The organism is Citrobacter rodentium NBRC 105723 = DSM 16636, from assembly GCF_021278985.1.
GTDB classification, from domain to species: domain Bacteria; phylum Pseudomonadota; class Gammaproteobacteria; order Enterobacterales; family Enterobacteriaceae; genus Citrobacter_A; species Citrobacter_A rodentium.
The window spans coordinates 630,518-642,476 of the sequence record NZ_CP082833.1 but is presented as its reverse complement, the minus strand read 5'-3'; the positions used below and the strand labels follow the sequence as shown (position 1 = coordinate 642,476).

The 11,959-nt window shown below is 56.7% G+C and carries 17 protein-coding genes and 1 tRNA gene; 17 read left to right on the top strand and 1 reads right to left on the bottom strand.

Annotated features, from left to right (window positions below):
- The first annotated feature begins 51 nt into the window (after positions 1 to 51).
- The 11 genes from K7R23_RS02910 (at position 52) to K7R23_RS02860 (ending at position 7,676) form a co-directional block, all read left to right on the top strand.
- Positions 52 to 474: a Mor transcription activator family protein gene (locus tag K7R23_RS02910; protein WP_000852372.1), complete on the top strand. Its 423-nt coding sequence runs from the start codon at positions 52 to 54 to the stop codon at positions 472 to 474.
- A 71-nt stretch (positions 475 to 545) separates the two neighbouring features.
- Positions 546 to 1,046, top strand: a complete 501-nt coding sequence (locus tag K7R23_RS02905) for a lysozyme (protein WP_012908594.1) — start codon at positions 546 to 548, stop codon at positions 1,044 to 1,046.
- A gap of 112 nt (positions 1,047 to 1,158) precedes the next feature.
- Complete coding sequence (locus K7R23_RS02900) at positions 1,159 to 1,509, top strand: hypothetical protein (protein ID WP_231851626.1); 351 nt, start codon at positions 1,159 to 1,161, stop codon at positions 1,507 to 1,509.
- Positions 1,469 to 1,711, top strand: a complete 243-nt coding sequence (gene lysC, locus K7R23_RS02895) for an Rz1-like lysis system protein LysC (RefSeq protein ID WP_231851587.1) — start codon at positions 1,469 to 1,471, stop codon at positions 1,709 to 1,711. The genes K7R23_RS02900 and lysC overlap by 41 nt, the downstream gene beginning before the upstream one ends.
- A gap of 10 nt (positions 1,712 to 1,721) precedes the next feature.
- Positions 1,722 to 1,949 carry a TraR/DksA family transcriptional regulator gene (locus K7R23_RS02890; protein ID WP_000342741.1) on the top strand — a complete coding sequence of 76 codons (228 nt, stop codon included), beginning with the start codon at positions 1,722 to 1,724 and terminating at the stop codon, positions 1,947 to 1,949.
- Positions 1,930 to 2,241, top strand: coding sequence for a DUF2730 family protein (locus tag K7R23_RS02885; protein ID WP_012908596.1), 312 nt, complete (start codon positions 1,930 to 1,932; stop codon positions 2,239 to 2,241). The genes K7R23_RS02890 and K7R23_RS02885 overlap by 20 nt, the downstream gene beginning before the upstream one ends.
- Entirely contained in the window at positions 2,234 to 2,524 is a 291-nt protein-coding gene (locus tag K7R23_RS02880) for a VpaChn25_0724 family phage protein (RefSeq protein WP_001279080.1), read from the top strand. The genes K7R23_RS02885 and K7R23_RS02880 overlap by 8 nt, the downstream gene beginning before the upstream one ends.
- 2 nt (positions 2,525 to 2,526) lie before the next feature.
- The gene (locus K7R23_RS02875; protein WP_000360581.1) at positions 2,527 to 3,108 is read left to right on the top strand and encodes a phage protein Gp27 family protein; all 582 of its coding nucleotides are present in this window, start codon (positions 2,527 to 2,529) and stop codon (positions 3,106 to 3,108) included.
- Complete coding sequence (locus K7R23_RS02870) at positions 3,108 to 4,772, top strand: hypothetical protein (protein ID WP_012908597.1); 1,665 nt, start codon at positions 3,108 to 3,110, stop codon at positions 4,770 to 4,772. The genes K7R23_RS02875 and K7R23_RS02870 overlap by 1 nt, the downstream gene beginning before the upstream one ends.
- Positions 4,772 to 6,361, top strand: a complete 1,590-nt coding sequence (locus tag K7R23_RS02865; protein ID WP_012908598.1) for a DUF935 domain-containing protein — start codon at positions 4,772 to 4,774, stop codon at positions 6,359 to 6,361. Before K7R23_RS02870 ends, K7R23_RS02865 begins: the two co-directional genes overlap by 1 nt.
- Complete coding sequence (locus K7R23_RS02860; RefSeq protein ID WP_012908599.1) at positions 6,345 to 7,676, top strand: phage head morphogenesis protein; 1,332 nt, start codon at positions 6,345 to 6,347, stop codon at positions 7,674 to 7,676. Before K7R23_RS02865 ends, K7R23_RS02860 begins: the two co-directional genes overlap by 17 nt.
- 1 nt (position 7,677) lies before the next feature.
- Here K7R23_RS02860 and K7R23_RS02855 read toward each other — a convergent pair.
- Positions 7,678 to 7,757 (bottom strand) — tRNA-OTHER (locus K7R23_RS02855).
- A 40-nt stretch (positions 7,758 to 7,797) separates the two neighbouring features.
- Here K7R23_RS02855 and K7R23_RS02850 point away from each other — a divergent pair.
- The 6 genes from K7R23_RS02850 to K7R23_RS02825 all read left to right on the top strand — a co-directional run bounded on the left by K7R23_RS02850 (position 7,798) and on the right by K7R23_RS02825 (position 11,958).
- Positions 7,798 to 8,271, top strand: a complete 474-nt coding sequence (locus K7R23_RS02850) for a phage virion morphogenesis protein (RefSeq protein ID WP_012908600.1) — start codon at positions 7,798 to 7,800, stop codon at positions 8,269 to 8,271.
- A gap of 176 nt (positions 8,272 to 8,447) precedes the next feature.
- Positions 8,448 to 9,572 carry a phage protease gene (locus K7R23_RS02845; RefSeq protein ID WP_012908601.1) on the top strand — a complete coding sequence of 375 codons (1,125 nt, stop codon included), beginning with the start codon at positions 8,448 to 8,450 and terminating at the stop codon, positions 9,570 to 9,572.
- Positions 9,572 to 10,519 carry a Mu-like prophage major head subunit gpT family protein gene (locus tag K7R23_RS02840; RefSeq protein ID WP_012908603.1) on the top strand — a complete coding sequence of 316 codons (948 nt, stop codon included), beginning with the start codon at positions 9,572 to 9,574 and terminating at the stop codon, positions 10,517 to 10,519. The genes K7R23_RS02845 and K7R23_RS02840 overlap by 1 nt, the downstream gene beginning before the upstream one ends.
- A 43-nt stretch (positions 10,520 to 10,562) precedes the next feature.
- Positions 10,563 to 10,982, top strand: a complete 420-nt coding sequence (locus K7R23_RS02835) for an HI1506-related protein (protein ID WP_012908604.1) — start codon at positions 10,563 to 10,565, stop codon at positions 10,980 to 10,982.
- Positions 10,979 to 11,398: a gp436 family protein gene (locus K7R23_RS02830; RefSeq protein WP_001104960.1), complete on the top strand. Its 420-nt coding sequence runs from the start codon at positions 10,979 to 10,981 to the stop codon at positions 11,396 to 11,398. The genes K7R23_RS02835 and K7R23_RS02830 overlap by 4 nt, the downstream gene beginning before the upstream one ends.
- Positions 11,395 to 11,958, top strand: a complete 564-nt coding sequence (locus K7R23_RS02825; RefSeq protein ID WP_012908605.1) for a DUF1834 family protein — start codon at positions 11,395 to 11,397, stop codon at positions 11,956 to 11,958. The genes K7R23_RS02830 and K7R23_RS02825 overlap by 4 nt, the downstream gene beginning before the upstream one ends.
- The last annotated feature ends 1 nt before the right edge of the window (position 11,959 follow it).

The window sequence follows — 11,959 nt, the reverse complement described above, 5'->3', positions numbered from 1 at the left end:
GCGGGATTTTTATTTTAAACTTGCCCTGTGTAATGATGACCGGAGGCGGGTATGGCTGAAACACAGATGAGCATGTTTGGTGACAGCGAACAGCTGCACGCGCTGATTGACCGTCTGGATGACATTCCTGATGATGAGCTGAAAAAGAACTGGCCCGGCACACTGCGTGACCTGGTTGATGTGATAAGTGCTGAACTGCACCGTCAGGGGATTGAACCTGCTCAGGCGGGAATGCTTGCCCGTAAAGTTGCGGCCGCACAGGCCGGGTACATGGGCGGGCGTGGTTATTATCTCCCGGTCGGTGAATCCCTTTTCACCGAACTGCGCAATAATGAGATTTTTTCCCGCTGGAGCCAGGGCGAAAAAATTGAAACCCTGCGCCGCCACTACCAGATGTCAGAGACGCAGATTTACTCCGTTATCCGCAACCAGCGTCGCCTGCATCAGGAACGCACGCAGCCACGGCTTTTCTGATATTCCGCAAATCCTGCCCCCTTTTTTCCACGGTTACGCTGACTCAGAGAACACCATGAGACAGCGTAACAATGCCAAAACTCCCCGCGCCACTGCGTAAAAAGCTGATTGCCCTTGTTCTGGCCGGAGCCGGGACGTTCACCATTGCCACGCACTACACCGGCTACTGGGAAGGGAAAGAAAACACCACGTACATTGATCCCACCGGCACCCCCACCATCTGCCACGGCCATACCGGCCCGGATGTGAAACCGGGGATGACAAAAACTGATGAAGAATGTCTGGCGCTGCTGGAAAAGGACATGAAATGGGCCTTTGCGGCCATTGATCGTTATGTTCAGGTGCCGCTTACCCGTGGTCAGACGGTGGCGCTGGCCTCCTGGATTTTCTGGGCCGGTGAAACGAACTTTCGCAACTCCACGCTCCTGCGCCTTATCAATGCCGGGCAGATGCCCGCGTCCTGTAAGCAGTACATCCGCTGGATTTATTCAAAGGGAGTAAAACTCCCCGGTCTTGAGGCCCGCCGTTCGGCGGATGAATGGTTATGTCGCTACGATTTGCCGAAAGTCTGAACCGCTTCTGGCGACCACTCATGATTGCGCTGTTGTGTGTCGTTGTGGTGCTCCGGGGTGTGCTGTGGCTGCGGTGAATAATCCCTTACCGGCCCTGATTGCCGGAGGGTGTATGGCGGCGCTGGGGATAATGGCTGTGCTGGCTGCTGTGGTATGGGGAATGCACCAGAAGACGCAGCGCCTTGAGGACAATAACCAGGTGCTTGTGCGTGAACGGGACGAAGCCCGTCTGGTACTGGCAAATCAGCAACGCACCCTGCAACTCATTTCACAAATCAGTAAGGCGGCCACGAATGAAAAACAGCAGAACATGCAGCACAGCGAGGAACAGCAGAGCATTGTCCGCCGGTCACTGGCAACGGTGCCTGCTGCCGCTGTGCCTGTGCCTGATGATGTGGCTGACCGGGTGCGGCGGGCCGTCTGTGAAATTCGTCCCTGTGCCGCCGGTGCCGATCCCCGTTGAATGGCTGGCTGACTGCCTGGTCCCTCCCGCGCCGCAGCCGTTCACGTTTGGTGCATCGGTCACTTACAACCTGCAACTGCTGGCGGTGATTAAAAACTGCAACGTGGACAAGGCCAGCATCCGCCGTCTGGAGACACAGCGACAGCATGAATTTACTGATATGGCCGGAACGACTGCTGTTCCGGCAGGAAAGACGAAGTAAGGAAAAAGGTATGGATGATTCAGATTGTGCTCAGGCAGTCATGGAGCGTGCAACAGAACGCGCCCTTTGTGACCGGCTGACACGTAAGCGCCGGGTGGCGGAAACACCGGGCAGGCGTGTATGCGCGGACTGCGGGGGTGACATTCCGGCTGCCCGTCTGGTTGCCGTGCCGGATGCCATCCGTTGTGTGAACTGCCAGAACATCATGGAGGCCGGTCATGTGGGTCAGCATCGTTAAAGATTATGTCGTGCCGATCCTGTCGGCAACGGCCACGGCCGGGGGGATTTTTATGGCGCTGATGCGCAAAACCTTTGTCCCCCGCGAGGCCTTTGAAAAACTTTCCGACCGGGTTGAGCGGGTGGAGAACCGTATTTCCGGCCTGCCCACGCAGCAGGAGGTGAACAGACTCAATATCGAAATCACCACCCTGCGCGGTGAGCTTAAGGCCACCAATGCCACCCTGAAATCCGTCTCCCATCAGAACGAACTGCTGCTGGAGCAGGCTGTAAGGAAAAAACACAATGAGTGATTTCATTACTGAAGATCAGCGTCTTGTCATTCTGCGGTCGCTGGCGGATTACAACGGCGAACTGGGTGAGTCTGTGCTTCAGGACTGTCTGGATGATTACGGTCACCGCGTGTCCCGCGACACCGTGCATACCCACATTGCCTGGCTTGCCGAGCAGGGGCTGGTGCGTAAGCGCACGCTCGTTAATGGTTATTTCATCGCCGAGCTGACCGGCCGGGGTCAGGATGTGGCGGAAGGCCGCGCCACCGTTCCGGGTGTGAAGAAACCACGCGCAAGGGGGTAACGATGGATAAGCCAACGCGTGGCCGTGTACGCAAGGTGGATTTGCTCCCCGACAGCATCCGTAAGCCGCTGCTGGAAATGCTGCGTGAAAAACGTCTGACGCAGGTCCAGATCCGCGAGGAAATCAACCGTCTGATCCGTGAGGCAGGCCTGCCGGAAGAGCAGCAGCTTTCACCGGCGGCCATCAGCCGGGAAGCCTCCCGTAATGAACTGATTGCCCGTAACCTGCGTGATTTGCGCGAGCAGACAAAAGCCATGATGGCCGAACTGGGGGACAAACCGACCGGTGAAACCACGGCACTGATTCTGGAGATGTCCCGCGCCCTGATGTACCGCCGTCTGCGTGCTGCCACCGAATCCCTGAACAGCGACAGCGATGTGGATATGCGCCTCATCAAGGACATCCTCCTGTCGGCACAGCGTGCGGAAAGTGCCGCCGAGCGCAGCATTAAGCGTGAAAAAGAAATCCGGGCCGCATTTGCTGAAGAGATGGCGAACGCGGTCACCGATGAGCTGCGCGGCGTGGACGGGATGAGTGAACAGCTTGAGTCCCGTATTAAGGGGATTCTGTTGGGTAAAGCCTGATGAATAACGCCGAAGAACTCTCCCCCTTACTGACGAATACCGTCACCACCCGCAAAATTGATCTGGCCGGTGAAAAAGCCCTGCTGGGCGTGGATGTGCCGGACAGCCTTGATTTGCCCGGTGATATGCCGGTGTTTCTGGATTATCAGGCCCGCTGGTTTGCGGATGAAAGTCAGGTCTGCATCGCGGAGAAATCACGACGCACCGGTCTTACCTGGGCGGAAGCCGGGCGTAACGTCATTACCGCCGCAAAACCGAAGCGGCGTGGTGGCCGTAATGTGTTTTATGTAGGATCAAAGCAGGAGATGGCGCTGGAATATATTTCTGCCTGCGCGCTGTTCTCCCGTGCCTTTAACCAGCTGGCAGATGCTGATGTGTATGAACAGACCTTCTGGGATCGGGATAAAAAAGAAGAAATTCTGACCTACATGATCCGCTTTCCGAACAGTGGATTCAAAATTCAGGCACTGTCTTCCCGTCCATCAAACCTGCGCGGCCTTCAGGGGGATGTGGTGATTGATGAAGCCGCGTTCCACGAGTCGCTGGATGAACTTCTCAAGGCGGCAATGGCGCTCACTATGTGGGGCGCGCGCGTGCGTATTATCTCCACGCATAACGGCGTCGATAATCTGTTTAATCAGTACATTCAGGAAGCCCGCGAGGGGCGCAAGGATTACAGCGTCCACCGCATAACCCTGGATGATGCCATTGCGGACGGGCTGTACCGTCGTATCTGTTACGTCACCGATCAGGAATGGTCACCGGAAAGCGAGCAGAAATGGCGTGATGATCTCTACAAAAACGCCCCGACCCGTGAGGATGCCGACGAGGAATACGGCTGTATCCCGAAAAAATCCGGCGGTGCCTATATCCCCCACGCGCTTATTGAAATGGCGATGATTCGTGACATCCCGATTCTGACGTTTGAAGCTCCGGACGACTTCATCAGCCGTGCCGCATGGCTGCGTGAATCGGAAGTTTTAACCTGGTGTGAAGAACATTTAAAACCGCTTACAGAGAAATTAAATCCCCGTTCCCGCTTCAGCTTCGGGGAAGACTTTGCCCGCACCGGTGACCTGTCCTGCTTTGTGCTGCTGGAAATCACCGAACTCCTGGCAAAGCGCGAGGTGTTTCGCGTGGAGCTGCGCAACCTGCCGTATGCCCAGCAGGAACAGGTGATGATGTACATCCTGACCCGCGTTCCGGCGCTGGTCGGTGCGGCGTTCGACGCCACCGGTAACGGCGGCTATCTGGCAGAGGCCGCACTGCTGGCCTTTGGCCCGGACATCATCGACTGCGTGATGTTGTCGCCGAAGTGGTACGGCGAGTGGATGCCAAAACTGAAAGCCGAGTTTGAAGATCAGAATATCCTCGTCGCCCGCCATCAGACCACGCTTGATGATTTGCGCCATGTGAAGGTGGTGAATGGTATCCCGCAAATCGACAAGGGGCGCACGAAGGACCAGAACGCAACGGCTGCGAACGCCCGCCGCCATGGTGATTTTGCCGTGGCACTCTGTATGGCAAACCGGGCGTCATACATGGAGGGTTTCATCCTGGATGAATCAGCCTGTCAGGCGCTGCCGGAGCGGTCGCGGGCAATGGAGGGCTGTTATCGTGATGACGATGAGGCATATCATGAATTTGATCGGGGGTGCTGGTAGTGGGACGCATTATTGATCTTGACGGAAAACCTTTCTCCTTTGACCCGGAGATGCAAAGTACCGCGCTGGATATTCCGCAGATTGCCAGCCGTTATGTTGAGCATCCCGCCTCGGGTATCACCCCGAACCGGGCGGCGCAGTGCCTTCGGGGGGCTGAACGTGGCGACCTGATTGCCCAGTCCGATCTGGCGGCTGACATTGAAGAAAAGGACACCCACCTTTTTGCGGAGCTGGGCAAGCGACGTCTTGCCATTCAGGGGGTGCCATGGAGCATTGAGCCGCCACCGAACGCCAGCGCGAATGAGAAAAAGGACGCGGAAATGCTCGACGAATATCTGCATTCCGCAGACTGGTTTGATGCCATGCTGTTTGACGCCACGGATGCCATCCTGAAGGGCTATTCCTGCATGGAAATTGAGCACGGGATGCTCGGTAAAATGCACATCATCCGCGCCATCCGCTGGCGTGACAGCGGGCATTTCTGCCTTAACCCGGATGATTTGAGCGAACTGCGGCTGCGTGACGGCAGCCATTCCGGGGTGGCGTTTCAGCCATTTGGCTGGATAGTGCATCAGTCGCGTTCACGCACCGGCTATGGTGGTGCAACCGGGCTTGTCCGGACGCTTATCTGGCCGTTCATTTTCAAAAACTATTCCGTGCGCGATCTGGCGGAATTTCTGGAGGTGTACGGCCTGCCGATGAAGGTCGGGAAATACCCGTCCGGGGCAACACCGGAGCAGAAAAGTGCCCTGATGCGGGCGGTGATGGATATCGGGCGACGTACAGGCGGGATCATCCCGGCCGGGATGTCGCTGGAGTTCCAGGCGGCAGCGAACGGTCAGGCCGATCCGTTTGAAACCATGATTTCGTGGGGGGAGCGTTCCATCTCCAAAGCAATACTCGGCGGCACGCTGACCACGGAAGCCGGAGACAAAGGCGCGCGCTCACTGGGTGAGGTACATAACGAGGTGCGCCGGGAAATCAGGGATTCTGATTTACGACAGCTGGCTGCAACCCTGAACCGCGATCTGGTGTATCCGCTGTACGCCCTGAACACCACGCACACTATTGATATCCGCCGTCTGCCACGTATCTGCTTCCAGACAAAAGAACCAGGTGATATCACCAAAATCACCAGTGCGGTGATGCAGCTCAGTACGGGGATGGATATTTCTGATCCCTGGATACGTGAGCAGACCGGTATTCCGCAGCCCACGCCCGGTGAAGCCATCTTCCGTGTCCGGCAGAGCAGCAATGAACCCGCACAGAATGACAGGGAAACGCCACCGGAAAAACAGGAAAAGACAGAACAGACGGCGCTGGCTGCCAGACTGCCGGAAGCGAAAAGCACACCGCGTGATGAACTGGACGACATGGGGGACGCGGTGCCTGCCCGCCGCTTACAGGAGGCCATCGATCCGGTGCTGGAGCCGGTCATTGATGCCATCAGAACGCGGGGGCTGGCGGATGCGCTGGCAGACCTGCCTGCCCTTTATCGTGAAATGGATGATTCCCGCCTGATGACGCTGCTCAGTGATGCCATGTTTGCTGCGGAAATGAAGGGGATGCTGGATGGCTCAGGGGATTGATTTAGGTTATGCCGCCACGCTTCCCTCAAAAGAGGCGGTGGCATACTTCCGCGCCAAAGGAGCGCATATCAGCTGGAACTGGTTCGAAACAGACGCGGATGTGCACGCCCGCTCATTCACGGCAGCAAAAGTGGCACGGCTGGACGTACTGACCACACTACAGGCGGAAGTGCAGCGGGCCATTGATGAGGGAATTTCACAGAAAGAATTTATCCGCACGCTGACGCCACGCCTGCAAAAGCTGGGATGGTGGGGAAAGCAGGTGGTGGTGGACAGCGACGGTAACGCGGAAGAAGTGCAACTGGGCAGTCCCCGTCGTCTGGCGCTGATTTACAACGTGAACACCCGTGTGGCTTACAATGCCGGGCGTTACACGCAGATGATGAACAACACGGACACGCATCCGTTCTGGCAGTATGTGGCCGTCATAGACAGCAGAACGAGGCCAGAACACGCAAAACTGCATCTGCTGGTTTTTCGTTTCGATGATGTATTCTGGCAAACGCATTATCCCCCTAATGACTGGGAATGCCGGTGCCGTGTTCGGGCTTTATCTGCCGCCCGCATGAAAGCCATGGGACTGACAGTCAGCTATGGCGCATCGTATATGCACACCCATGAAGTGGATGCCGGTACAGATAAGGCCTCAGGTGAATTGTTTCGCACCACTTCCACTACGTTTGATAATGGACGAGTGAAAATGACGCCGGGTGTGGGCTGGTCATATAACCCCGGCTCGGCGGCGTTCGGCACAGACCAGGCGCTTATCCGTAAACTGATCGAGGTGAAAAGCCCGGCGTTACGGGAAATGGTGGTGCAGGAGATGAATAACAGCCCGGAGCGGCAGCTGGCGTTCCGCATCTGGGCAAAAAACATCATGAAAACCCGGCGAGGTGGTAACGATATCCGCACGCTGGGCTTTATGACCGAAAGTATTGCTCAGGCGGTGGAAAGCCGGACGGGAACGCCACCGGCCCGTCTGCTGGCGATGAGCGGTAAAAATGTGCTCCATGCGGACAGTGTGAAACATCAGAATGACGGCATCGCCCTGATGCCAGAGGACTTCGGGCGCTTACCGGCAATGCTGGCAAAGCCAAAAGCGGTGCTGTGGGACAAACGGCACAACAATCTGATGTATATCGTGGAAAATAAGGATGGCAGTGTGCAGATTGCCGTTAATGCACCGTACAGTCTGAAACGTCAGCCCGACAAACTGGATGTGATTGTGAATGCTTACCGGGTTATCAATATGGATAAGCTGAAATCGGATATCCGGGGCGGAATGCTTGAGGTGCTGGAAGGACAAATTGATTAACGGTCAGTGGCGGGGGTCGAACCCGCATACATGATCCACCCGGAGGCAGGCACCGACTTTACCAGTTAAGCGTACACTGACCGCCTGTTTATTTTATATTCATCCTTTATGCGGAGGCAATATGTCATCCATTGATGCCGCTGTCGTTGTTGACGTTACGCGTCTCCAGCGGGTGTTTGCCCGACTTCAGTTTGTGGGCGGCGGAAAAGACCTGGCCCGCAGTGTGGCGGCGAGTCTTCTGTCATCGTCAGAAATGGCGTTTGAACAGGAAAAAGAGCCGGACGGCGAACGCTGGCATGACTGGTCAGATCCTTACCGCAACTGGCGTACCCGTAAGGGATACACGCCCGGCAAAATCCTGACGCTGAACGGCGATCTGGCCCGCCGCCTGACCACGGATTATGGCGATACCTGGGCGCTGATTGGATCAAATGAACCTTATGCGGCCATTCATCAGTGGGGTGGCCTGCCCGGTATGCCACCGGGACCAGCAGCCATTGGTGCGCGTCCGTATATGGGCTTTGATCAGGTGGCAGAACAGGAGATCATGGACGAAATCAGAAAACGCTTTAAAAAGGCCACAGAAACGCCGTAATGGTTTAAGGTATGCAAACGTATTACCTTACCCCCTTCAGGCGCGTGTCGTGATTTTCTAACCTGTATTTAACGGGCTTTAAAATCTGCGTGAAGCGCCTTTCTCATCCCCCCCTGAAAACACTTTCTGAAGTCCCGCAAAACCGGCCCTGAAAAACACCGGCTTATGCTGCCGGAATGAAGACGAAAAACACGCCCAAACTTGCTTATGCCATTCTGAATGCCATCAGCCTGTCCACAGACGGGGACGGTGACTGGTGTCAGATCATGCCAGCCGGTCGGGTAAAGGCCCGTGACGGTCGCCCGGAAAAACCGGCGGAAGGCTGGCTGATTAACCGTGCGACCGTTGAGCGCATGGTATCCGGGGTCGTGGCACTCAATCAGCCGGTGAAGATTGACTATAACCACCAGTCACTGATTGAGGGGCATGCGGCACCGGCTGCCGGTTTTGTCATGGCATCGCCGGAGAACTTCCGTTTCAGTGAAGAGCGGGGTTTTGAAGTGCGTCCGAAGTGGAACCCTCCAGCCATTGAACATCTGCGCAATAATGAGTTTCCCTGGTTTTCCCCGGTGATTGGTTATGACGAAATCACCGGTGAACCTGTTGAGCTTCGGATGCTGGCTATTACCGGTGACCCCGGTCTGACTGGCATGAATCCTGTCGCCGCACTGTCGGCGGATGACCTTTATAACGCCTTAAACCCTCCTTTAAAGGACACCTCCATGAATGAGCAATTACGCCAGTTGCTGACGGCGCTCGGTCTGACCGTGGCTGACGGTGACGAATTTACGCCGGAACTGGGCACGGCGGCGCTGTCTGCCCTTACCGGATTCAAAACCCGTGCGGATGCGCACGACACCCTGAAAACACAGGTCGCCAGCCTGTCGGCAGAGCTGGAAACCGCAAAAGGCACACCGGCTGGCGGCACTATTGATCTGACGAAATACGTGCCCGTTGAGACGTATAACGCCCTGCGTACCGAATACGTTGCGCTGTCGGCGCAGCACGGCAGCACCACGCTGGAGCAGCTGCTGGACAAGGCCGAATCCGAAGGGCGCATCTTCAAAAGTGAACGCGGCTATCTGGAACAACTGGGCGGGCAGATTGGCGTTGCGGCACTTTCTGCACAGCTTGACGCCCGCCAGCCAGTTGCGGCCCTGACCTCTCTTCAGACCGACACCGTGACCGTGCCGGATAAAAAGACTGCCACCGCTGCGCTGTCGGCTGAAGATATCGCGGCCGCCCATCTGCTGGGTAAAACCGAAGCCGAGTTCCTGAAAATGAAAGAGGAAATGCAATAATGCCTACCCCGATTACACCGGCGATGATCACCGCCCTGATGACGGGCTACCGTTCTGATTTTCAGGCCGGGATGTCCATGGCTCCGTCTCAGTACCAGAAAATTGCGATGACCGTACCGTCCACGTCGAAATCCAACACCTACGGCTGGCTGGGGCAGTTCCCGCAGTTCCGTGAGTGGATTGGCTCCCGCGTCATCGAGAAGATGAAAGCCTATGGCTACGCCATCGTGAACAAAACCTTTGAAGGCACCGTTGCCATTAGCCGCGATGACTTTGAAGACGACAATCTTGGCATCTACTCCCCGTTATTCCAGGAAATGGGGCGCGCTGCGGCGGCACAACCGGATGAACTGGTCTTTGCTGCACTGCGTGACGGGATCAGTGCGGCCTGCTATGACGGCCAGAACTTCTTTGATACCGAACACCCGGTTTACCCCAAAGTGGATGGCTCCGGTGATGCGCAGATGGTCAGCAATATGTTTGTGGCAAAAACCGGCTCTGTCGGTGCACAGGCGGATTACAGTGGCCCGGCCTGGTATCTGCTCGACTGTTCCCGCGCGGTAAAACCGCTGATTTATCAGGATCGCCGCAAGGCCGAACTGGTTGCCCAGACAAAAGTCGATGAAGGCCGTGCGTTTACTGATAACGAGTTTGTGTTCGGTGCTTCCGCCCGTCGCAATGTGGGCTACGGCTTCTGGCAGATGGCCTACATGATGCAGTCACCGCTGACGCTGGATGCGCTGTGGCACGGCTGGTCGGCCATGCGTGACTTTAAGGCTGACGGTGGCCGCAAACTCGGCATCAAACCCACCCATATTGTTGTCCCCACCTCGCTGGAAAAACAGGCGGTGCAGCTGCTGGAGCGTGAACTGTTCGCGGACGGTAACACCACTGTTTCTAACGAGATGAAGGGCAAGCTGGAGCTGGTTGTCGCGGATTATCTGTAAACGGTTAGCCGGGCTTACAGCCCGGCCCCTGCGGAGGGCAAATATGAATGAACATCACACTGTGGCAGCAACAGATGATTCAGGCCTTCAGGTCAGTGGTGACAATCCTGTCACGGTTCTGGCAGAAGTGCGTTGCAGTCGTGCGCAGTTTCGTCGTGCGGGGTTCCTGTTCATGCGGGGACGCCAGCAGGTTGACGTCACCCCGGAGCAGCTTGCCCGACTGGAAGCGGAGCCATGCCTCACTGTACGAATACTACAGACGACTGGTGATGATGCGGGAGCCGTGGCGGGTGTGGTTCATGCAGCGACCGGTGCAGATTTAGCCGAAGCCGAAGCCGAAACCGAAGCCGAAGCCGAAGCCGAAGCCGAAGCCGAAGCCGAAGCCGAAGCCGAAGCCGTACAGGATGCGGCCCGGAAAAAGACCGGCAATAAAGCTAAACAGGAAAAAAAGGCGCGCGCATGAATTACGCCACCGAAACCGATATGCGGGCGCGTTACCGCGAGGATTTGCTCAGGCCATTACTGGCTGTGCCCCGTTCGGATGAACCGGATACGCGCAAGCTGAACCGGGCGCTGACAGATGCGTCAGCCCTTATCGACAGCTACCTGTCTTCCCGTTACACGCTACCGCTGGCGGTGGTTCCGGCGGTCCTTGTTCAGCATTGCTGCACGATTGCCTTTTATTACCTGTGCGATCAGCGGGCATCCGATCAGGCTCGTGACCGTTACCGTGAGGCGCTGGCATGGCTGAAAGATGTCATGAACGGTAACGTGCCGGTCGGCGTGGATACAGACGGTGCGGCCCCTGAATCCGGGGATTTACCGCAGGTGCAGTCTGATGCGGCGGTGTTCGGGCGCAACCAGAAGGGCTTTATATGATTACGGAAACCGAACAGGCATACATCGCCCGCATCCGTGAGTATTTCGGGAATGAACTGGTGTCAGTTGACACGCATCCCGGCGACTGGAGCGACAGTGTGCTGCGCACCATGCTGATTAGCGCCCCGGCGATCTACGTTGCCTGGCTGGGTGCCGGTGAAGGCCGTACCCGTGGGCGTCTGGTCAGCCACTGGGTGTTCTACGTCATCGGCGACATGCTCAATGGCCGTGAGGTCAGCCGTCCCGGGCTTTATCAGATTGTGGCCCGCCTGATTACCGTGCTGGACGGCTTCAGAACCGAAAAAACCTCACCGCTTTACTTTGAAAAGGCGGTTAACGGTTACACCGAAACGCAGGCAGACAGCGGTGCCGTGATGTACGCCCTTTATTTCTCATGCGAGGAAATGATCGACCCGCTGACGGATATCAGCTCGCTGGATGATTTCCTGCGCCATTACGAAACCTTTACCGAACCGGAAGGCACGCCGGAATTTAAGGCACACATCCGTCTGCCTGGTGCAACTGCCGCCGGTGAAAACGCCGGACTGTCAGAGGAATAAC

Excerpts from the sequence above, each read along its gene's own strand:
- K7R23_RS02910 (WP_000852372.1), top strand. The coding sequence starts at position 52 with ATGGCTGAAACACAGATGAGCATGTTTGGTGACAGCGAACAGCTGCAC.
- K7R23_RS02905 (WP_012908594.1), top strand. The coding sequence starts at position 546 with ATGCCAAAACTCCCCGCGCCACTGCGTAAAAAGCTGATTGCCCTTGTT.
- K7R23_RS02900 (WP_231851626.1), top strand. The coding sequence starts at position 1,159 with ATGGCGGCGCTGGGGATAATGGCTGTGCTGGCTGCTGTGGTATGGGGA.
- K7R23_RS02890 (WP_000342741.1), top strand. The coding sequence starts at position 1,722 with ATGGATGATTCAGATTGTGCTCAGGCAGTCATGGAGCGTGCAACAGAA.
- K7R23_RS02885 (WP_012908596.1), top strand. The coding sequence starts at position 1,930 with ATGTGGGTCAGCATCGTTAAAGATTATGTCGTGCCGATCCTGTCGGCA.
- K7R23_RS02880 (WP_001279080.1), top strand. The coding sequence starts at position 2,234 with ATGAGTGATTTCATTACTGAAGATCAGCGTCTTGTCATTCTGCGGTCG.
- K7R23_RS02875 (WP_000360581.1), top strand. The coding sequence starts at position 2,527 with ATGGATAAGCCAACGCGTGGCCGTGTACGCAAGGTGGATTTGCTCCCC.
- K7R23_RS02870 (WP_012908597.1), top strand. The coding sequence starts at position 3,108 with ATGAATAACGCCGAAGAACTCTCCCCCTTACTGACGAATACCGTCACC.
- K7R23_RS02860 (WP_012908599.1), top strand. The coding sequence starts at position 6,345 with ATGGCTCAGGGGATTGATTTAGGTTATGCCGCCACGCTTCCCTCAAAA.
- K7R23_RS02850 (WP_012908600.1), top strand. The coding sequence starts at position 7,798 with ATGTCATCCATTGATGCCGCTGTCGTTGTTGACGTTACGCGTCTCCAG.
- K7R23_RS02845 (WP_012908601.1), top strand. The coding sequence starts at position 8,448 with ATGAAGACGAAAAACACGCCCAAACTTGCTTATGCCATTCTGAATGCC.
- K7R23_RS02840 (WP_012908603.1), top strand. The coding sequence starts at position 9,572 with ATGCCTACCCCGATTACACCGGCGATGATCACCGCCCTGATGACGGGC.
- K7R23_RS02835 (WP_012908604.1), top strand. The coding sequence starts at position 10,563 with ATGAATGAACATCACACTGTGGCAGCAACAGATGATTCAGGCCTTCAG.
- K7R23_RS02830 (WP_001104960.1), top strand. The coding sequence starts at position 10,979 with ATGAATTACGCCACCGAAACCGATATGCGGGCGCGTTACCGCGAGGAT.
- K7R23_RS02825 (WP_012908605.1), top strand. The coding sequence starts at position 11,395 with ATGATTACGGAAACCGAACAGGCATACATCGCCCGCATCCGTGAGTAT.